Source organism: Paenibacillus sp. oral taxon 786 str. D14, from assembly GCF_000159955.1.
Taxonomy (GTDB): Bacteria; Bacillota; Bacilli; order Paenibacillales; family Paenibacillaceae; genus Fontibacillus; species Fontibacillus phoenicis.
On sequence record NZ_GG695970.1, the window covers coordinates 434,168 to 454,197 of the forward strand.

Sequence of the window (20,030 nt, forward strand, 5' to 3'; positions counted from 1 at the left end):
TCGGCGAGTGGGTCGTCCCGGATGCCGGAGACGACCCCGATTTCGAGCCGCCGGACGGCGAAGCAGCGGCCGGTGCCGAGCTGGCCGATCCAACGCCGCCGACAGCTCCCGTGCCGGCAGCCTCCGTTCCAACGGATCTGGACCGCTGCTGCGGCTTGCTGGTCTCCTTCGCTTATCCGGATCGGATCGCGTTCCGCCGCCCGGATGGGCGGTATTTGATGCGGAACGGGCGGGGGGCGCAGTTGCTCCACAAGGATTCCCTAGGCCAATCCGCGTTCCTGGCGATTGCCGAGGTTGACGACGAAGGAGCAGAAGGACGTATTTTGCTGGCGGCCCCGCTGGAGGAAGAGGACGTGTACCGCCATCATGCGGAGGGGATTACCGAGGAGCGAAGCGCGGAATGGGATGACGCTTCGGGAACGGTGCGGGCGAGAATCCGCCGGACGTTTGGCGCGATCGTTCTGCGGGAGCAGCCGGACCCGTCGCCGAGTCCAGAGCAGATCACACAAGCCTTGCTCGAGGCCGTTGCCGCCAAAGGCGTCGCCATCTTGCCGTGGACGGAGAAGGCGCGGAAGCTGCAGGAGCGGCTGATGTTTTTGCACCGCCTAAATCCTGACTGGCCGGATGTATCGGATGAGACGCTAGCCGCAACCGCCGAGGAATGGCTGGCACCGTATTTGTCCGGCGTGCGTAAGCGGGCGGATCTGCAGGCGCTGTCCTTATACAACATACTGGAGGGCCTTCTGACTTGGCCGCAGCAGCAGGAGTTAAACGCCGAAGCGCCAACGCACCTGCTTGTCCCCAGCGGCTCCAAAATTCAAATTCATTACGACGGCCCCCAAGCCCCTTATGCGGCAGTACGCTTGCAGGAAGTGTTTGGCATGATGGAAACGCCGCGGATCGGGTTTGGACGGGTTCCAATTACGCTGCATTTGCTGTCGCCCGCCAGCCGGCCGGTTCAGGTCACGTCGGACCTGCGCAGCTTTTGGCAACACACTTATTTTGAGGTCAAAAAAGACCTGAAAGGCCGTTACCCGAAGCATTACTGGCCGGACGATCCGCTTCAGGCCACCGCGACCCGAAAAGTAAGGCCGGATGGACAACGTTAGTTTAGTTTGGAAGTAAACGGACGGCTAGATCCGGACTTGCACGTGATTGTATGCGAAAAATCGAATACATTCAGCGGACAGGGGGCCATTTTTGCCAGTTATATATGAAATTTCATATAGATTCGGGCTGCGGGGAGCCGAAAGCCACATTTTTATATGAAAAATCATATAGATTTCCCAATTTCAACGTTTTGCCACAAAATGTGTATGAAAAATCGAATATATCGACCGAACCAGCGTGCATATATCATTCTTAAGACGCGGCGATCTTCTCAGATCGTCGCGTTTTTATTGCGCTTTATAGCCGATGTTCGATTAAATAATAGAAATTTATCCTTTTATCACCAAATCTATTATGATTTAATAGTTTTGTAAACACTTCAGAGAAATCCTATAGGCGCCGGGAGTGGCTTTGAGGGCTTACAAGGAATGAAATGAGATCTGAATTTGCGGAGGTGATCGGCTGCGGCGGACAGAGGACAAGCGAGGAGTCCATCGGTTAGTTCCATAAGGAAAGGAGATTTGCTGACGAGCACGGAAGATTTGTGACGTTGGTCCGTTTTGTGGATCTTACAGCCAGAGTTCTTGCTGCTAGCTTTATTCCAATTCAATTTCGATTGAAAGAGAGGGATTTAAGTGATGCAATCGATAAGAACCCGAAGCTTCGCCAAGAAGTGGAAGCTGTTTACTCTGACCTGTCTGGCTTTATCTCTGCTGCTGCCGGGCGGCCTGCTCCAACCGAAAGCCGCTGAGGCTGCCGATCCTTACAAAATCGTTGCCTATTACCCATCCTGGGGGGCTTATGACCGCAATTTTAATGTCTATGATATCGATGCCTCCAAAATCACCCATATCAATTATGCCTTCGCCGATATCGCCTGGGACGGCCGTCACGGCAATCCGGATCCGGCCGGGCCGAACCCTGTGACCTGGCCGACGCAGGACGAGAAGGGCCAAACGATTAACGTGCCCAACGGCACGATCGTCTTGGGCGATCCTTGGATCGATACCGGCAAGCTATTTCCCGGCGACACCTGGGATCAACCGTACGCAGGCAATATTCATCAGCTAAATAAACTCAAACAGGCGAATCCGCACTTGAAGACGATTATATCGGTGGGCGGGTGGACCTGGTCCAACCGATTCAGCGATGTGGCTGCCAGCCAAGTCACGCGCGAAACGTTCGCCAACTCGGCCGTTGACTTCCTGCGGAAGTTCAATTTCGACGGCATCGATTTGGACTGGGAGTATCCGGTTGCCGGTGGATTGCCCGGGAATAGCTATCGTCCGGAGGATAAGCAGAACTATACGAAGCTGCTCCAGGAGATCCGGAATAAGCTGGATGCAGCCGGAACGGTGGATGGCAAAAGATATTTGCTGACGATCGCTTCCGGAGCTTCGCCTTCCTTCGTTAGCAATACGGAGCTCGGCAATATCGCATCCATCGTCGACTGGATTAATATTATGACTTATGATTTTAACGGCGGATGGCAGCAAATTACGGCTCACAATGCACCGCTGTACTACGATCCGGCCGCAGGCAACGCCGGCGTGCCCAGCGCCTCGGTCTTTAATGCCGACGCCGCAGTGCAAGGCCACTTAAATGCCGGTGTTCCCGCCAATAAATTGGTGCTTGGCATTCCATTCTACGGTCGCGGTTGGGATGGCGTAAACAACGCCGGCAACGGGCAATACCAAAGCGCCAGCGGAGCGTCTTCCGTCGGAACTTGGGAGGCTGGTTCTTTTGATTACTACGACCTGGAAGCGAATTATATCAATAAGAACGGGTATAGCCGCTATTGGAACGATACGGCCAAGGTGCCGTACCTGTATAATCCTTCGGTACGGCGGTTTATCTCTTATGACGATCCACAATCCATCGGCTTCAAAACCGATTATATCAAGAGCCGTGGTCTTGCCGGCGCCATGTTCTGGGAACTGAGCGGTGACCGCAACAAAACGCTGCTCACCAAGCTGAACAACGATCTGAGCGGAGGCGTAACGCCGCCGGGAGATACGGTGGCTCCGTCTACGCCTACCGGTGTAAAGGTCACCTCCAAAACGGCGAACTCTGTCACGTTAACCTGGCAGCCTTCTTCTGATAATGTCGGCGTTGTTGGATACAACGTCTTCCGGAACGGAACGCAAGCGGCCAGCGTAACCGGGACGACGGCGACGATCAGCGGTCTTGCCCCCGCAACGACGTATACTTTTACGGTGGTTGCACGGGATGCTGCGGGCAATGTCTCACCGGCCAGCGCTCCGCTGACGGTCACGACCGAGCCTGGAACCGACCCGGGCGACACAATCGCTCCCACCCCGCCGGGCAACGTTACGGTGACGGCCAAAACCTCGACCAGCGTCAGCCTGAGCTGGAGCGCATCGACCGATAATGTCGGCGTGACTGGATATGAGGTATACAACGGTAGTCAACTCGTTGCGACGGTGACGGGGACAACGGCTACGATTAACGGACTTTCGCCATCTACTTCCTATACGTTTACCGTGAAAGCGAAAGACGCCGCCGGTAATCTCTCGCCTGCAAGCAATGCGGTGACGGTCACCACAGATTCGGCAGGGACGGGGCCGACAGCTTGGGCACCTTATACGTCGTATACTGTGAATCAGCTCGTAACGTATAACGGTGTAACCTATAAAGTAATTCAAGCCCACACGTCGCTGCCTGGCTGGGAACCGGATAAGGTACCCGCGTTATTTCAGGCTCTATAAGGATAAAAATTTAAATAATTAACATCTTGTGTGCGCTTTCATTTTTCTATTGACGCTAGCGAGAGCTTGAATTATTATAGTCACATAACCGACCGACAATTGAATGACTTTTGGCGTGTTACCATTGATTCAGAATGGGCATGAGCCAAGGAAAGCAGACCTAGATAAACAATAGGCTTCTTTTCTTGGCTCTTTTTTTTCGCCTGTATCTCCCAATATCCGAGAGTAGGGCATATTGATTTCTTAAAGATGCCAGAATATAGGTAATCAGAATTAGGAGGAGGGCCATATGTTTTCAAAATGGAGAAAGAAAAATACGGAGAGTAAAGTGCTGGAGATCCTCTCGCCGCTAACCGGGGAGGCTGTACCGTTAGCTCAAGTTCCAGATGAAGCGTTCGCAGGGGGCCATATGGGTCCGGGGATCGCTGTTGAACCCAGCGAAGGACGTCTGGTTGCGCCGTTTGACGGCAAAGTCGTTCATGTCATCAAAAGTAACCATGCCGTGATGATGGAGCATTCGTCCGGATTGCAGTTTCTATTTCATCTCGGAATCAATACCGTGTCGCTCAAAGGCGAGGGCTTTACTGCCCATGTCTCCGTGGGGGACAAAGTCAAAGCAGGTCAGCTGCTAATCGAATTTGATCTGGCAGCCATTCGCGAAGCTGGTTATCCGGTGATTTCGCCAATTATAGTAACAAACGCCGGAGAAGTGACGAGCAGCGTAGAACCCATCACCGGTCCTGTGACGGCAGGCAGCAGCGTCATTTTAAAGGCGGTTTTACAATAAAATACAAGAAGTAAGGAAAGGATGGTTTGTGCATGCTAGCTTTTCTCCAGAAAATCGGTAAGTCATTGATGCTTCCGGTTGCAACACTGCCTGCAGCGGCGATTCTGCTCAGGTTCGGCAGCATCGACTACATCAAGGATTTTCACCTGGGGGATGGAGTTGGGGGATTTCTCAACACGTATATCGCACCGTTTCTAGCAGCGGGCGGAGGAACGATCTTTGACAATCTTCCGCTGATCTTCGCTGTTGGCGTTGCGATCGGTTTGGCCGGAGATGCGGTAGCCGCATTGTCTGCAGTCATCGGTCATTTGATTTTGCTGAACGTGCTTGGTAGAGTACCCGGCATTTTTCCAGGACTCATGCAATCCGCCGATACCAAATTGGATATGGGGGTTCTTGGTGGTATTATCGTGGGTTGTATTTCCGCCTATTTGTACAAACGGTACCATGATATCAAACTGCCGGATTGGTTAGGCTTCTTCGGTGGCAAACGGTTTGTTCCGATGGTCACTGCGATAACGATGGTTGTTGTAGGTTTGATCTTCGGCTTGATTTGGGGACCAATACAAGCTGCCTTGGATGTCTTTGGCGATTGGGTAACCAGCTTGGGCGGCATTGGTTCGGCAATTCATATCGTTGCCAACCGCTTGCTGATTCCGTTTGGTCTTCACCATATCATCAACTCGATCGTATGGTTCCAAATTGGAGATTTTACGAATGCTGCAGGGGACGTTATTCATGGCGACTTGTACCGCTTCTTCGCTGGCGACAAGACCGCAGGTATGTTCATGACCGGTTTCTTCCCGATCATGATGTTTGGTCTTCCGGCTGCAGCCTTTGCGATTATTCATACGGCTAGACCGGAAAGACGCAAAATGGTTAGCTCCATTTTCTTAGGGGCGGCATTGGCATCGTTCCTGACGGGGATTACAGAACCGTTGGAATTTGCCTTCATGTTTGTTGCTCCAGTGCTTTATGCGGTTCACGCAGTACTGTCGGGGATTGCGGCTTATGTCACTTACGCGCTTGGTATGAAACTTGGTTTCGGCTTCTCGGCCGGTTTCATCGATTATGCAATCAACTATCAAATCTCGACCAAGCCGTTGCTGCTCATCCCAGTTGGTCTAGTTACGGCGGTTGTGTACTATGTCATCTTCCGCTTCATGATTGTCAAGTTGAATTTGAAAACACCAGGTCGTGAAGATGCTGAGGATATCGCAGAAGTGGTAGAGGAAGGGGCTTCAGGAACAGGGAAGTCTGCCGCCGACAACCGTTCGGCCAAAATCCTGGCCAGCATCGGCGGACCGGAAAATATTGAGTCCGTGGATGCGTGCATTACCCGCCTTCGCCTCGTCGTCAAGGACGATAAACAGGTGAACGATGCCGCATTGAAGCAGTTGGGCGCATCGGGCGTCATGAGACTCGGCAAAGGCGCAGTCCAAGTCGTGTTCGGACCGCAATCCGAAGCGATCAAGGATGACATCAAAAAGATGCTGTAAGGTAACGCACGTATTGCATCGCAGGGCGGAATGGCAGTTCCGCCTTGCTTTTTTATTTTACGGCTTTATCTAACGAAAGGATTCAATTTTTTTGTCTAACGCTTGCCAGCCCAATCTCGGGTTATGTAAAGTTAAGTCGAAGGAAAACGGCTTAAGGGGTTAGACGATGTCCTATAAATTTACGAAATGGTTGATCCTGATTGTTCCAACACTGGTGGTCGGGGTGTGGGAGGTGGTACGCCACCAATTTCTCATGCCGTTTGTGTCGATGGAGCTAGGGAATGTGTTGACGCCGGTCATTTTGTTTGCGGTGAGTATTACATTGCAATATCGCTGGTTTTCGAACTTGGAACGCATGCAGGAGGAATTACAGCGGGAGCGGGCGCTGAAGGCCCGTTTGGAGCAGCGGGAGCAGCTGGCTCGTGAGCTGCATGATGGGATCGCGCAATCTTTGTTCCTTCTCTCCGTCAAGGTGGACCGGGCAGAACGGCAGCAGCAGGCGGCAGGTAGTTCGTATGATTGGAACGGGCTGCGCAAATCGATCCATGAAGTGAACCGGTATGTGCGGGAGGCGATTTCCGACCTGCGGATTCCGCCAGACTCTCGGGAAGGCGAAGCGGATGAAGCCTCCATGTCGGCAATCGTCCGTCGAATCGCTGTTGAACAGCAGCTCACTTTGCATTTGGACTGGCAGCTGGAGGAAGCGGGCTGGCCGGCGAAGGCGAAGATGGAGCTGGTGTCCTGCCTGCGGGAAGCGGTGATTAACGCAGCCAAGCATGCGGGCGTACAAGCCATCGAGATCTCGGCATCGGGAGATGCGCAGGATTTCACCGTCACGATCACAGATCACGGGTGCGGCTTTGCGCAGGAGGGTGCGGCGAGACCAGGCCGCTACGGCCTGCAGATCATGCGAGAGCGGACGAACGAGATGGGCTGGGAGCTGACGGTTGCGTCCCAGCCAGGAGAGACGACGATTCAAATTCGGGGAGGAGGCGGTTCAGATGAAGGTTCGCGTGTTGGTCGTGGATGATCATCCTCATGCCCGGGAAGCGATCGGGGAGATATTAGCCGAGGATGATTCCTTTGAAATCGTGGCTTACGCGGAAGATGGCGACGAGGCCATTGCCCAGACGGAGCGGTGGATGCCGGATTTGATCTTGATGGATATCCGCATGCCGGGCAAGGACGGCTTGGAAACGACCCGCGAGATCAAGCTGCGCTACCCCTATGTGAAGATCGTGCTCATTACGGTATCGGATGACGCCGCTCATCTGTTTGAAGCGCTGAAGCAAGGCGCCCAGGGATACCTGCTCAAAAACTTGGAGCCCGGAACTTGGTTGGAATATTTAAGGGCGATCGCCAGCGATGAAGCGCCATTATCCAGTGAGCTGGCTTTGCGGATTTTGCAGGAGTTTCCGGTGAACAGGCGGACAAGCGGTGAACAACCTCCGCTAACTGCCCGCGAACGGGAGATCCTTGGCTGGGTTGCGCAGGGCATGACCAATCGGGAGATTGCCGGGGTGTTGCACATTTCCGATCAGACGGTAAAAAACCATCTTAAAAACATTTTGCAAAAGCTGCACTTGGAAAACCGGGTACAACTCACGCGTTATGCGCTGGAGCAAGGGTGGATCGACCCGCGAGGGTGATTTCAATGGCTGCAGGGACAAATGTCGAAGTTGTGACGGAAATCACAAAGCGTGAAGCCTTCCCGTTCTAAACTGAGAGTAGCTCTTAGTTCAAGAAGGGGAGAGAAGCTGATGAATCAACGTTTGGGTGCTGTTGCCTGTTTGCTCGCGGCCGGGATGCTTCTGCTATCGGCATGTGCCGACGCCCCAGGGCGCTATATTGGCGAATCTGAGCCGGCGGCGGAAACAACAGGACCGGTGAAGTCGTTTACCGTTCATGCCAGCTCATCGGGATACGACTTGACGGAAATCAAGGTCAAACGGGGCAATACGGTGCAGATTACGCTCAAAAATAAGCAGGGGATGCACTCGTTGAAAATCAAAGGATACAACAAAGAAGTCCGCGGAGGCAAAACGATTACGTTTACGGCTGACCAAGCCGGAACCTTTGAGTACTCCTGCAACATCTCCTGCGGCAAGAACCACAAGGAGATGAAAGGCATCTTGATCGTAAAATAAAAAGCTGACGGCTCATCCAGCAGATGAAGTCGCCAGCTTTTTTTGATAAGGAGAGCTGTATTTCTGCATGCGTGTGGCATCCCTTACGTGATTATCCCGTTGCATCACAACCTCAAAAATACCCCAACTGCTCCTTGGCTGCCTCCGACATCTGCTCCGGCGACCAGCGCGGCTCCCAGACGACGTCGATGACCGGGTTTTGGATTCCAAGTTGATCGTTAAGAACCCAACGAACACCGCCAACAATCGTATCATGCATCGGGCAGCCCGGCGTTGTTAAAGTCATCTGAATGTAGACATGATCATCTTCTTCCCGAATGTCGTATACCAGCCCTAGATCAACGATATTTACGCCCAGCTCGGGATCATAAACCTCACGCAGGCATTCACGGATTTGTTCAATTTTATTCATGGCCACTAACCTCCATTTGCATTGTCGTTAATGAGCAAACACCATTGCGATCAAAGCGATATAAGCCACCGAAACGATGGATAATACGGCGCCTCCGATGGCAATAACGATCGATGAGCCGGTCACGATGCCGATGAGGACGGTCAAATTCGCACAGAGAATCAAGGTTAACCCGAGATTCACTTTCCGCTCGTCCAGCAGGTCGGCCAGTACCGGCGTTCCCGGGCGTCCGGCTTGCTTGCCGTATTTGTAGGTCCACCACAGGAACGGTACGATTTTGGACACGTATCCAAGCACCGTGAACGACACCCAGTAGCTTAAATAAACAAAGCCGGCTGTGAGAACAGTTTGAGTTTCCAGCAGTTGCCCTGGTGACACCAGTGCCCGCACCGCAAACATGAGCGCAAAGGCGGCAAAGATTTGGCTTCCGGTGACTGTCCATTCAATGCCTGCCCCCGGGCTGCGTTTATGCCGTTTGCTGCGGATTTGCAACAGATGAACGTTATAACAAAGAACGGCAACAACAATCAGGTGCAGCGCGGCAATTTTGAAGCCTGTTGGCAAACCAAACAGAAAGGAAGTCGCGCCTAGCAGAACCCCTGCGTTCCATACCCCTAAGACGACGTATTCCAGCCGGGTTGGATAGTTATGGGACAAATAAAACATCGGCAACAGCTTGTAGCTGAACCCGGTGATCAACAGACCAAACCAGCCTAGCGTCCCCAGCCAGATATGCGTACCAAATAGGTTTTCGTGCAAATCGTTGTAAAGACCGGTCGCAAAATTGATCCCCATCGCCATCCCGGATAACCCGGTGAGCAGCAGGTAAAACACCGCGCAGGCAGTGCTAATGGTGATCGCGTTCCACGTTTCGGCCCGCAGCAATGTGGCGGCCAGGTTCCAAACGAACAGGACAACTCCAGAGAATGCGAGTGTGGCAAAGCCGCCAATCCAATACGTGTCGCCTTGAATGAAGCCAAATAGCAGACCAAACAGACCAATCGTAAAAAGTGTATAATGCACATACCCGAGACGTTCGCTGTAGATCTTCGACTGCAAAATAACGTTGATCAGCTGGTAGACGGCACCCATCGCCAGCATGGTTGCCCAGCCCAGCACAAACAGGTGCACCTGGAACCAGCCGGCCGGGCCGCGGATCTCATCGCCGATCCAGCCTGTGAGTGACATCAGGGAGGTGGCGTGAAACAGGACGAATCCGAAGATTCCGGTGACGATAAAGAGAAAGGGCAGGCGGGACATGGCCGGCATCAGGTTCACCTCCTTAAGGTTTGCGAATTTGGACTTTGGCCGTCCCATCCGGTTGTTCTTCCACCGTATAGGTGCAGCCCAAGCTGTTTAATTCCTCGATAAGAAATACCGGTACCCGGTCGTTGTGAATATGCACCTCATCACCTGATTTGCAGCGATCCAAGGCTGCCAGCGTTCGAACCATCGGTTGCGGCGGTTCCAGACCACGGTTGTCCAGCGTGATGATGTTAGGGGTGGCGGCAGATTCGCCGGATCCACCCGTTGATGCCGGAGCAACCTCTGCGGTTGCTTCAACTGGTACGGATTCGTTTTCCTCTTCGAGCCATGCCTTGTTTTTCTTATGGACAAATGTCGTGATCCAATGCTCTTTGTCTAGCATCACCGCTTTGCCGACGAGTCCCTTCATTTTCAGAAGCTTGAGCAAAGGGGTCGGCTTGAAGGGGGCGTGAAGCACGAAGAGATCGTCTTTTTCCAGCTTTTTGACAGTATCCATGATGAGCTGGAACGGCTCCAGTTTGTTCCGTAGTTGCTCTCGAACGTCCAGCTCTACAATTCTGGCGTCTTGTCGATTCATCCAACGTCACCTCGTTTATGAATTTGCGTGAAAATGGTATTTCATTAATGGCTCATCACCGGTTCTCCATGATCTGTCCCGTCCTGGCTTACGCGCAGGATCGCCGTAGCTCCGAGGTTAGCATCACCCAGCTGATGGGTCAAAATCAGATAATCGCCTTCTTCCATGACGGTAAACTCAACGACTGCGCCGCCGCCGGCCGGAAGCAACACCGTTTGCATGCCGTACAGCTGATTGCTTGGATTCCCGTCCAGATAGACGCGATCAAAGGTCGTCCCAACCACATGGAACGAAGAAACATGATTTGGTCCCGCATTGATGACGTACAGCCGAACCTTGTCGCCGACTTTGGCGAGCAAGGGGTGTTCTTTTAACGTAAAATCATCGCCGTTGAACACAACATACTCCGGATCACCTTGTTGAAAAGCATCCAAATCATTTGCCGCATACCACTCGCTTTGGACGATCGTATATTCTCGGTCGATATCCGAGTCCGTAGGGTATCCGTCCTTCGGTTCAACGATGATCATCCCATACATCCCATTGGCTACATGCAGCAGTACCGGACTTGCTCCGCAATGGTACATGAACACGCCTGGCGTGTTGGCGGGATAAGTAAACGTGCCGTGCTCGTTAGGCATCACTTCAACGAACTTCTCGCTTGGAGCGGCATGGACCGCATGGAAATCCATCGAATGCGGCATATCTGGATCTAGGTTTTTTAAGGTAAACTCCAGCTGATCGCCTTGCTTCACGCGCAACACCGGCCCGGGGGCGGTACCGTTAAGTGTCCAGGCGGGATAAGTGACGCCTTCGGAAATCTCGATATCCGCTTGCTGCGCGGTCATTTCAATGCGGACGGTATGGCCTTCCCGTTGAATGATTGGCTCAACTGGCGGTGGATGGAGATGCTGTTCTTCCTCTTGCAGGACGGTATCACTGACCTGGGGTGTCTCCGATGGGAACGCAAACCATGCTGCGGCAATCATGACCAGACAGCACAAACTAAGCAATAGATGCTTCGGGATGTTCCGCGATTTCATCGGTCATTCCTCTTTCTATCTGAAATGGCTAAGCAATAACTCCTTGATGTACCTTCATCGTACGATGGGTCCGAAGACCGCATTGTGATATGTATCACATGAAAGTTGTCGAAAATGTTGTCATTTGATTCCCATTCTCAGTGCATAAATGAGTTAATTCCGATCTGTTTGATATTGTATTCGCGGGGCAGATGAAGTAAGATGGTAGGTATATTCCAACCGAATATAGCGGAAATAGGTGTTCCGGCCAAGATTGGCCGGAGCTTAAAAGGGAAGTCCGGTGCAATGCCGGCGCGGTCCCGCCACTGTAACGGAGGAGTCGGATGTGTGAGATGCCACTGGTGATGTAATCATTGGGAAGGTCACATCCGGCGATGATGCCGAAGCCAGGAGACCTGCCTATTTCGACAGCACTGCTGTACCTACGGGAGATAGGGAGGTGTTAAAGTTGCAAGCCATCGAACAACGGATCGAAGGTCCTCTTTAGCCATGCTATCGAGGACCTTTTTTGTGCTTTACGGATTGGCGCGTTTTGAACTTACCAATGGGAGGCAATGAATATGGGGAAATTTGTTAGCGGAAATCTGGGGTATCCCAGAATCGGAAGACAACGGGAATGGAAGAAGCAGATCGAGGCTTATTGGGCAGGAAAAATCACGGAGCCGGAGCTCCATGCTCGATTAAAAGAGATTCGCTTGAACAACCTGCGTCTGCAGCGGGATCGGGGACTTGATGTCATCCCGGTGGGCGATTTTACGTATTACGATCACGTCCTTGATACAGCGACGATGTTTGGCCTAGTACCGGAGCGCTTCGTATGGAACGGTGACCAAGTATCGCTTGATCTGTATTACGCCATCGCAAGAGGCGACGACCAAGCGACCGCCAGTGAGATGACCAAATGGTTTAATACGAACTACCATTATATCGTGCCTGAGCTTGGGAACCGAGATCCCAAGTTGACCGTCAATCGGCCGCTGGCGGCTTATCTGGAAGCGAAACAGGAGCTCGGGATCAACGGAAGGCCTGTACTGCTTGGGCTGTTTACTTTGCTGAAGCTGTCCAAGGGGGAAACGGCGGGGGAAGTCGAGACTTGGACCCGCAAGCTGCTGCCGCTATACGTACAGGTGCTGCGCGAGCTGAAGGCGGCGGGCGCAGATTGGGTGCAAATCGACGAACCGGCTATCGTTGTCTCTTTAAGTGAGGAGGACGTACACCGGCTTCGCTTGATCTACCAGGCGATCGCGCAGGAGGTTCCGGGACTGCGACTGATGCTGCAAACCTACTTTGATGCGGTTGAACGATACGAAGATCTGATTGAACTGCCGGTGCACGGCTTGGGGTTGGATTTCGTACACGGCTGGGACGGTAACCTGGAAGCGCTCCGGCGTTACGGCTTTCCCGCTGGCAAGACGATGGGAGCGGGACTGATTGACGGGCGGAACATTTGGCGCACGGATTTAGATGAGGCGCTTAGCCTGGTGAAGACGATTTCGCTCCAGTCCGGAGCGCCGGATGTGATCGTGCAGCCTTCCTGCAGCTTGCTGCATGTCCCGGTATCTGCTGCAGGGGAAGAGCGGCTTAATCCGGTATTGCGCGATGCGTTGGCCTTTGCCGAGCAGAAGCTGGAGGAGTTGGTGAGCTTAAGCAGGGCGGCAAATGGGGAAGAACCAGAGCCGGTGCAGTTCGCCGAGAATCGTCGCGCCTTGGCTGTACTTGCCGCAGATCCGGCCCGCAGCCTTGCTTCGGTGCGGGAAGAAGCAGCGCAGACTGCAGCGGCTCCGGCCGAGCGCGCCAGCGATTTCGCCGATCGGCGGCGGAAGCAGCAGGCAAAGTGGCAGTTGCCGTTCCTGCCGACCACAACGATCGGCAGTTTCCCGCAAACCGCCGAGGTTCGGGCCGCCCGGCAGAAATGGCGTAAAGGCGAGTGGAGCCCAGAGAAGTACGAGGCGTTCATTCTAGCGGAAATCCGCAAATGGGTTGAGCTCCAGGAGGAGATCGGGCTCGACGTATTGGTGCACGGTGAATTCGAGCGCACCGATATGGTGGAATTTTTCGGAGAGAAGCTTCCGGGATTTGCGTTTACGCAAGGAGGCTGGGTACAGTCCTACGGCACGCGCTGCGTAAAACCGCCGATCATTTATGGAGACGTCGAATTTGCGGGGCCAATGACCGTTAAGGAAACGGCCTATGCCCAGAGCTTGACGAACAAACCGGTGAAAGGGATGCTAACGGGACCGATCACTATCCTAAACTGGTCCTTTGTTCGCAGCGACCTGTCCCGGGAGCAGGTGGCTTATCAAATTGCTCTGGCTCTGCGAAGGGAAGTCGAGGCGTTGGAGGAAGCGGGGATCGAGATGATCCAAGTGGACGAGCCTGCGCTGCGCGAAGGGCTGCCGCTCAAGCAGAAGGATTGGGCGAACTATTTGAAGTGGGCGGTGAAGGCGTTCCGCGTGACGACCTCATCGGTCCGGGATACGACGCAGATTCATACGCATATGTGCTACTGCGAATTTGACGATATCTTGGAGGAGATCCGTGCGCTGGATGCCGATGTGATCTCGATCGAAACGTCGCGCAGCCACGGCGAGCTGATCCAGAGTTTTGAGAAGCATACGTATCCGCTTGGAATTGGGCTGGGGGTTTACGACATTCATAGCCCGCGCGTCCCGTCTGCGGAGGAGATGGTACGGTTGATCGAGCGGGCGCTCCAAGTTTTGGACCCGGAACTTTTCTGGGTGAACCCTGATTGCGGCTTGAAAACGAGAGGACAACACGAAACGGTCGCAGCGCTGCGGCAAATGACGGCGGCAGCAGAGCAGGTTCGCAGCAAATTTGGACGTGGAACGCAGGCAACACGGCAGTGAAGGAAGTTTGATTTTTTTGAATCTGTAATTGACAAAGTGGTAGTTAGCCTTTATCATTACCATTGTTAAATCAGTTACAAGATAATATAGAGTAACTAGAAAAAAGAAAGTAAAGATAAAGAGTTGGAGGGAAACCACAGATGTCTAAAGTTTTATTTGTCAAAGCCAATAATCGCCCAGCAGAGCAATCTGCTACTGTAAAGTTGTATGAAAGCTTCCTGCAAACTTACAAAGAAACTCATCCTAATGATGAAATCACCGAGTTGAACCTGTTCGAGTTGAACCTGCCTTATTATGATTTGGATATGCTAAACGGGCTGTTCAAAGTCAATAATGGGATCCCGACAACGCCAGAAGAGCAAAAAGCTGCTGACTTGGCCAATGGTTATCTGGAGCAATTTTTGAATGCGGATAAAGTCGTATTTGCGTTCCCGTTGTGGAACTTCACGATTCCGGCACAGCTGTTGACCTACCTGTTCTACTTGAACCAAGCTGGTAAAACGTTTAAGTACACCGAGCAAGGTCCGGTTGGCCTGGTCGGCGGCAAGAAAGTAGCGTTGCTGCAAGCGCGCGGCGGCGTTTATTCCGAAGGTCCAATGAGTGCGCTGGAAATGTCTCTGAACTATGTAAAGAACACCTTGGCCTTCTGGGGCATTAACGATCCGGAAGCCGTTGTGGTCGAGGGGCATAATCAATTCCAAGACCGCGCCGAAGAAATTATTCAAGATGGCGTAAAACGCGCTGCCGAGCTGGCTGCAAGATTCTAATTTATCTGATATGCAATTTGGGAAGCCTGAGCCGTTTAAAGACGGTTCAGGCTTTTTTCTTCTTGACCAACGAAGCAGGGAAAAAATAAAATGAGTCTAACAGAAAATCTAACAATATTAGAAAATTATCCCTCTAACTATCAAGCCATACGCTGCATGATTTTCAGAAAGTGGATTGTAAGATTCATCTCTTGAATCAAGGAAGGTTCACTTTTGAGGGATCTTATGATCAATTTGTAGAGTCTCATATCGATGCCAATCCCGATGATATCTTTGTTGAACTCGTAAAGTAGTAATGATGAAACTCTTGCTAATGGGGGGGAGACCCCGTTAGTAAGGGTTTCTTTTTTTACACTAGGGTATGTTCGATTTGCACCAAAGTGCCGAATACAATTATACTCACCTTATATACTTGAAGGAGTTGCGATCATGAACAACGAAATGGAAATGGTTGTAAAGCTTGGCCTAGCTCTATTGTTCGGGTTATTTATCGGTATCGACCGGCAATTAAAGCAGAAACCGCTGGGAATCAAGACGAGTATGGTTATTTGTATTGCCAGCTGCTTGGTTACGATCGTGTCGATCGAGGCGTTTGCCAAATTCGCCGGACCGGATCATCCGAACATGGATCCGATGCGGCTAGCTGCGCAAATCGTCAGCGGGATCGGTTTCCTGGGGGCAGGGGCGATACTTCGCCGAAGCAATGAGGGGATCTCCGGCCTTACCTCTGCGGCGATGATCTGGGCAGCGTCCGGGATTGGGATCGCAATCGGAACCGGGTTTTATCTGGCTGCTGCATTAACGGTGGTTCTGTTGATCATTTCCGTGAATGTCGTACCCTATATCATTAAATGGATTGGACCCTATAAGCTGAATCAGCGCGATGTCTCCATCAAAATCGTCATGGAGGATCACGGCAACGTAACCGAACTGATTCGTATCATCGAATGCAGCGGTGATCCAGAACAAGGAACGAAAGTGAACAAGCACCGGATTCGGCGGCTGAAAATCAAAGACTTGGAGGAAGGACGCCAGCGGATCGATATGGTGATTACCGCATCGGAGAAGGAGTATACGACGGAGCTGTACCATTTTCTCCGGAAGATTAACCATGTCATCAGCGTGGAAGTGGAGAATCTCTAGTTAAGGTTTTATTTTGTTTAACTTCAGTTTAAATTCCGAATGTAGTCTTTTTCCTAGAGCCGGTATTTCCGGCTCGTCTTGTTTCAGATAGAGATGGAAGGGAAGAGAAACACATGCCAAGGAATAACTTCAATTTTAAAGATACCGATCGTCAAGTGAGCACAAGTGGTGGAAGCTCAAAGGCGTTTTTCCGCCTGCTGCGGGAAACGAAGCCGCCGCTGCCGCTGTTTGCCGTCGCGATCGTCCTCAGCTTGCTGTCAACGTTGGTCAGCCTCGTGATTCCGATGTTCACGAAGAATCTTGTTGACGGCTTTTCGTTGTCTTCCATCAGCGGTTCGCAGATCGTGTGGATCGGCGCCGCATTTGTCGGGATGTCCGTCGCTTCGGGACTATCGATCTTCCTGCTGAATTATACCGGTCAGCGCATGGTTGCTGGCCTGCGGGATCGTTTATGGAAGAAACTGCTCTGCTTGCCGGTATCTTACTTCGACAACAATCGGACCGGGGAGTCGGTCAGCCGAATGACCAATGACACCGGGATCATCAAAACGTTGATCTCCGAACAGGTCTCCGGCTTTATCAGCGGAATCATCTCGATTCTGGGTGCGGTGGCCGTTCTATTTTACTTGAACTGGAAAATGACCCTGGTGATGTTCGCGGTGATCCCGCTTGCCGCTTTGATTCTTGTACCGCTGGGCCGGACGATGTATAAAATTTCGCTGGCCATGCAGGACGAGACCGCATCTTTTACAGCGGCCTTAAGCCAGGTGTTGTCCGAAATCCGCCTGGTCAAAGCATCGAACGCGGAGCGGAAGGAATATGAAAGCGGCAGCCAAGCGATTGGCAGACTGCTCTCCTTCGGCGTGCGGGAGGGCAAAGTCATGGCATGGATTAGCCCGTTTATGGCCTTTGTCATGATGATGCTGCTCGTCGTGGTAATTGGCTACGGCGGGATGCAGGTGGCGGGCGGCGGGTTGTCCGCCGGGGAACTGGTGGCGTTTATTCTGTACCTCGTTCAGATCGTCATGCCGATGACGCAGTTGACGACGTTTTTCACCCAACTTCAGAAAGCCAAAGGCGCTACGGAACGGATTCTCCAAACGCTGGATGCCGAGGAGGAGCCTTTTGGCCAAGGTCAGGAGATTACGAAGGCGGATCAGCCGTTAATCGTGGACGGGGTTACCTTCGGGTACAAACCGGACGAGCCGGTGTTGCAGGACGTTTCCTTTACGATGGAGCCGGGGACGGTAACGGCGGTCGTTGGCCCAAGCGGCGGCGGCAAAACGACGTTATTTTCCTTGCTGGAGCGGTTTTACGTGCCGCAGCAGGGCAGTATCCGACTGGGAGATGACCCCATCGATTCGTTTTCGCTTCGCTCCTGGCGTGGGATGATTGGGTACGTCTCGCAGGAAAGCCCGATTATCGCCGGAACCATCCGTGAGAATCTGTGCTACGGCATCGAGCGCGAAGTCAGCGAAGCGGAGCTGCAGCGGGCGGCGGAGATGGCTTATGCTGACGGCTTTATCGCCGAACTGCCGAACGGGTTCGATACCGATGTCGGCGAGCGCGGGGTTAAGCTGTCCGGCGGGCAGCGGCAGCGGATCGCGATTGCACGGGCCCTGTTGCGCGATCCGAAAATCCTCATGCTGGACGAAGCGACCTCGAGCCTGGACAGCCGCTCGGAAATCGTCGTCCAGAAGGCGCTAAATAACCTCATGAAAGGCCGGACGACGATTGTCATCGCCCACCGTCTCTCCACCGTCATTGGGGCGGATCAGCTGATTTTTATCGAAAAAGGGAAGGTTACGGGCCGAGGCACACATGAGCAGCTCTTGCGTCAGCACGCCATGTATCGCGAGTTCGCCTCGCAGCAGCTGCAAATCGCCGCAAGCCGAGAAGAGTCGGAACCGCTCGAAAACGAGGAGGAAGAGATGCAACATGGCTAAAATTCTCGTAGTTGACGACGATCAGCATATCCGCGAGCTGGTTCGCCTGTTCCTGGAGGAAGCGGGCATCGATCAGGTGATGGAAGCCGAGAATGGACGCAAGGCGCTCGCTCTGGTGGAATCGGAGAAGGTCGACATGGTGATTTTGGACATCATGATGCCGGAGATGGACGGCTGGGACCTCTGCCGTGAGCTGCGCCGCTACTATGATATGCCGCTGCTCATGCTGACGGCGAAGGGGGAGACTCGGCAGGTGGTTAAGGGCTTCGAGCTGGGCACGGATGATTATCTCGTCAAACCGTTCGAACCGGCCGAGCTCGTCGCACGGGTGAAGGCGCTGCTCAAGCGCTATCAGGTGTCGATCTCCCAAACCGTGACGATTGGCGCGCTGCGAATGAACCGCAAAACATTTGAAGTTGAAAGCGGCGAAAGCAGCATTACGCTGCCGCTTAAGGAGTTCGAGCTGCTGTTCAAGCTTGGCAGTTATGCAGGGCGAACCCTCACCCGGGAGCAGCTTATTGAGGAAATCTGGGGATACGATTTTGAAGGAAATGAACGCACGCTAGATGTGCATATTAATCGATTGCGCGAACGGTTTCCCGAGGAAACGTTTGGATTTAAGATTCGTACGATCCGCGGTCTCGGGTATCGTTTGGAGGTGTGTGAACGTTGACCTTCTGGAGGAGAGCAGGAGAGATATTGCTCCGAATCGGCCAGATCCTTGTCATCCTCGCCTGTTTTGGTACGACTTGGTCTTTGGCGCGCTGGGTAACCGCAGCGGTTTACCGAAAATGGGAGCCTCCTTTTTCTGCTTATGTCATCGATCTGCTGAATGTCATTTTCGGAGTCATCTTATTTTTCTTGGTCGTGCTTCTGATCTCCGCGATGTTCCGGCCCCGTCAACTGAGAAGCCTGAACATCGTGATCGACGCGATTCGCCGGATCTCCCAAGGGGATTTCTCGGTTCGGATCGTCGGATTCGAACGGATGCGAGAGTTTGAAACCATCGTTAACAGCATTAACGAAATGGCCGGAGCTTTGGGACAAATGGAAACGATGCGACAAGACTTCATCTCCAACGTGTCGCACGAAATCCAATCGCCGCTGACCTCGATCCGCGGCTTTGCCAGAGCTTTGCGCAGACCGGACTTATCTCCAGAGAAACGGAACCATTACCTGGAGATCATCGAATCGGAAAGCCGCCGTTTGGCGCAGATGAGCGACAATTTGTTGAAGCTCTCCGCTCTGGAGACGGACCGTGCCTCGCTGCAAACGAACCGGTTTCGGCTTGATCGCCAACTGCAAAACGTAGTATTGGCTTGTGAACCTCAGTGGCTCGCCAAGAACATTCAAATACAGATGGAAGTTTCAGCGTTGGAGGTGGAGGGCGCCGAGGATCTGCTTAGCCAGGTCTGGATGAATCTGCTTCATAACAGTATCAAGTTTACGCCGGAAGGCGGGGAAATTCGAGTTTCCCTCACGTCTGAAGGGGAACGGGCGGTTGTGACGGTGGCAGACAACGGGATCGGTATGTTCGAGCAGGATTTGGTTCATATTTTTGAGCGCTTTTATAAAGCGGACAAATCCCGCACGCGCAGCGATGGGGGCAGCGGGCTGGGACTGTCGATCGTCAAAAAAATCGTGGACATCCATCAAGGTGAGATTACGGTGACTTCCGAGCCTGGCAAGGGCTCAAGCTTTAACGTGTTCATCCCTTTCCGCTGGAAACCATAATCG

The 20,030-nt window shown here is 52.8% G+C and carries 17 protein-coding genes and 1 riboswitch; of the genes, 13 read left to right on the forward strand and 4 right to left on the reverse strand.

Going from position 1 to position 20,030, the window contains the following annotated elements:
• From POTG_RS02080 to POTG_RS02110, 7 genes are all read left to right on the forward strand, one after another.
• Positions 1-1,109: ATP-dependent helicase C-terminal domain-containing protein (locus POTG_RS02080; RefSeq protein ID WP_332306486.1), on the forward strand; the 1,109-nt coding region annotated here is incomplete at its 5' end.
• Between the two features lie 639 nt (positions 1,110-1,748).
• The gene (locus tag POTG_RS02085; RefSeq protein ID WP_009223134.1) at positions 1,749-3,839 is read left to right on the forward strand and encodes a glycosyl hydrolase family 18 protein; all 2,091 of its coding nucleotides are present in this window, start codon (positions 1,749-1,751) and stop codon (positions 3,837-3,839) included.
• A 289-nt stretch (positions 3,840-4,128) separates the two neighbouring features.
• On the forward strand, positions 4,129-4,626 hold the full coding sequence (locus tag POTG_RS02090; RefSeq protein ID WP_009223135.1) for a PTS sugar transporter subunit IIA: 498 nt from the start codon (positions 4,129-4,131) through the stop codon (positions 4,624-4,626).
• Between the two features lie 32 nt (positions 4,627-4,658).
• The gene (gene nagE / locus POTG_RS02095) at positions 4,659-6,125 is read left to right on the forward strand and encodes an N-acetylglucosamine-specific PTS transporter subunit IIBC (protein WP_009223136.1); all 1,467 of its coding nucleotides are present in this window, start codon (positions 4,659-4,661) and stop codon (positions 6,123-6,125) included.
• Between the two features lie 166 nt (positions 6,126-6,291).
• Positions 6,292-7,155, forward strand: coding sequence for a sensor histidine kinase (locus POTG_RS02100; RefSeq protein ID WP_009223137.1), 864 nt, complete (start codon positions 6,292-6,294; stop codon positions 7,153-7,155).
• Entirely contained in the window at positions 7,127-7,774 is a 648-nt protein-coding gene (locus POTG_RS02105; protein WP_009223138.1) for a response regulator, read from the forward strand. The genes POTG_RS02100 and POTG_RS02105 overlap by 29 nt, the downstream gene beginning before the upstream one ends.
• A gap of 111 nt (positions 7,775-7,885) precedes the next feature.
• Complete coding sequence (locus POTG_RS02110; protein WP_050769661.1) at positions 7,886-8,272, forward strand: cupredoxin domain-containing protein; 387 nt, start codon at positions 7,886-7,888, stop codon at positions 8,270-8,272.
• A 112-nt stretch (positions 8,273-8,384) separates the two neighbouring features.
• On the opposite strand, the gene POTG_RS02115 is transcribed toward POTG_RS02110, so the two are convergent.
• From POTG_RS02115 to POTG_RS02130, 4 genes are read right to left on the reverse strand one after another with little or no spacing between them, the layout of a single operon-like run.
• Positions 8,385-8,684, reverse strand: a complete 300-nt coding sequence (locus tag POTG_RS02115; protein WP_036643790.1) for a metal-sulfur cluster assembly factor — start codon at positions 8,682-8,684, stop codon at positions 8,385-8,387.
• Positions 8,685-8,711: 27 nt separating this feature from the next.
• Positions 8,712-9,953 carry a hypothetical protein gene (locus POTG_RS02120; protein ID WP_009223141.1) on the reverse strand — a complete coding sequence of 414 codons (1,242 nt, stop codon included), beginning with the start codon at positions 9,951-9,953 and terminating at the stop codon, positions 8,712-8,714.
• A 13-nt stretch (positions 9,954-9,966) separates the two neighbouring features.
• The gene (locus POTG_RS02125; RefSeq protein WP_009223142.1) at positions 9,967-10,527 is read right to left on the reverse strand and encodes a DUF2249 domain-containing protein; all 561 of its coding nucleotides are present in this window, start codon (positions 10,525-10,527) and stop codon (positions 9,967-9,969) included.
• 44 nt (positions 10,528-10,571) lie between these two features.
• Positions 10,572-11,570 (reverse strand): multicopper oxidase domain-containing protein, encoded by a 999-nt coding sequence (locus POTG_RS02130; protein ID WP_009223143.1) that lies wholly within the window; start codon positions 11,568-11,570, stop codon positions 10,572-10,574.
• A gap of 219 nt (positions 11,571-11,789) precedes the next feature.
• A riboswitch (cobalamin riboswitch) is annotated at positions 11,790-11,987 on the forward strand.
• A gap of 143 nt (positions 11,988-12,130) precedes the next feature.
• On the opposite strand from POTG_RS02130, the gene metE reads away from it, so the two are divergent.
• The 6 genes from metE (at position 12,131) to POTG_RS02160 (ending at position 20,027) form a co-directional block, all read left to right on the forward strand.
• Positions 12,131-14,437: a 5-methyltetrahydropteroyltriglutamate--homocysteine S-methyltransferase gene (gene metE, locus POTG_RS02135; protein ID WP_009223144.1), complete on the forward strand. Its 2,307-nt coding sequence runs from the start codon at positions 12,131-12,133 to the stop codon at positions 14,435-14,437.
• A gap of 140 nt (positions 14,438-14,577) precedes the next feature.
• On the forward strand, positions 14,578-15,204 hold the full coding sequence (locus POTG_RS02140) for an FMN-dependent NADH-azoreductase (RefSeq protein ID WP_009223145.1): 627 nt from the start codon (positions 14,578-14,580) through the stop codon (positions 15,202-15,204).
• Positions 15,205-15,633: 429 nt separating this feature from the next.
• Positions 15,634-16,347: an MgtC/SapB family protein gene (locus POTG_RS02145; RefSeq protein ID WP_009223146.1), complete on the forward strand. Its 714-nt coding sequence runs from the start codon at positions 15,634-15,636 to the stop codon at positions 16,345-16,347.
• A 113-nt stretch (positions 16,348-16,460) separates the two neighbouring features.
• Positions 16,461-18,293, forward strand: coding sequence for an ABC transporter ATP-binding protein (locus POTG_RS02150; protein WP_009223147.1), 1,833 nt, complete (start codon positions 16,461-16,463; stop codon positions 18,291-18,293).
• Positions 18,286-18,966, forward strand: coding sequence for a response regulator transcription factor (locus POTG_RS02155; protein ID WP_009223148.1), 681 nt, complete (start codon positions 18,286-18,288; stop codon positions 18,964-18,966). The genes POTG_RS02150 and POTG_RS02155 overlap by 8 nt, the downstream gene beginning before the upstream one ends.
• 26 nt (positions 18,967-18,992) lie before the next feature.
• Positions 18,993-20,027 (forward strand): sensor histidine kinase, encoded by a 1,035-nt coding sequence (locus POTG_RS02160; RefSeq protein ID WP_232282199.1) that lies wholly within the window; start codon positions 18,993-18,995, stop codon positions 20,025-20,027.
• Positions 20,028-20,030: the final 3 nt, after the last annotated feature.

What these genes read in the sequence shown, in the direction of transcription:
- POTG_RS02085 (WP_009223134.1), top strand. Translation starts at nt 1,749, where the DNA reads ATGCAATCGATAAGAACCCGAAGCTTCGCCAAGAAGTGGAAGCTGTTT.
- POTG_RS02090 (WP_009223135.1), top strand. Translation starts at nt 4,129, where the DNA reads ATGTTTTCAAAATGGAGAAAGAAAAATACGGAGAGTAAAGTGCTGGAG.
- nagE (WP_009223136.1), top strand. Translation starts at nt 4,659, where the DNA reads ATGCTAGCTTTTCTCCAGAAAATCGGTAAGTCATTGATGCTTCCGGTT.
- POTG_RS02100 (WP_009223137.1), top strand. Translation starts at nt 6,292, where the DNA reads ATGTCCTATAAATTTACGAAATGGTTGATCCTGATTGTTCCAACACTG.
- POTG_RS02105 (WP_009223138.1), top strand. Translation starts at nt 7,127, where the DNA reads ATGAAGGTTCGCGTGTTGGTCGTGGATGATCATCCTCATGCCCGGGAA.
- POTG_RS02110 (WP_050769661.1), top strand. Translation starts at nt 7,886, where the DNA reads ATGAATCAACGTTTGGGTGCTGTTGCCTGTTTGCTCGCGGCCGGGATG.
- POTG_RS02115 (WP_036643790.1), bottom strand. Translation starts at nt 8,684, where the DNA reads ATGAATAAAATTGAACAAATCCGTGAATGCCTGCGTGAGGTTTATGAT.
- POTG_RS02120 (WP_009223141.1), bottom strand. Translation starts at nt 9,953, where the DNA reads ATGCCGGCCATGTCCCGCCTGCCCTTTCTCTTTATCGTCACCGGAATC.
- POTG_RS02125 (WP_009223142.1), bottom strand. Translation starts at nt 10,527, where the DNA reads ATGAATCGACAAGACGCCAGAATTGTAGAGCTGGACGTTCGAGAGCAA.
- POTG_RS02130 (WP_009223143.1), bottom strand. Translation starts at nt 11,570, where the DNA reads ATGAAATCGCGGAACATCCCGAAGCATCTATTGCTTAGTTTGTGCTGT.
- metE (WP_009223144.1), top strand. Translation starts at nt 12,131, where the DNA reads ATGGGGAAATTTGTTAGCGGAAATCTGGGGTATCCCAGAATCGGAAGA.
- POTG_RS02140 (WP_009223145.1), top strand. Translation starts at nt 14,578, where the DNA reads ATGTCTAAAGTTTTATTTGTCAAAGCCAATAATCGCCCAGCAGAGCAA.
- POTG_RS02145 (WP_009223146.1), top strand. Translation starts at nt 15,634, where the DNA reads ATGAACAACGAAATGGAAATGGTTGTAAAGCTTGGCCTAGCTCTATTG.
- POTG_RS02150 (WP_009223147.1), top strand. Translation starts at nt 16,461, where the DNA reads ATGCCAAGGAATAACTTCAATTTTAAAGATACCGATCGTCAAGTGAGC.
- POTG_RS02155 (WP_009223148.1), top strand. Translation starts at nt 18,286, where the DNA reads ATGGCTAAAATTCTCGTAGTTGACGACGATCAGCATATCCGCGAGCTG.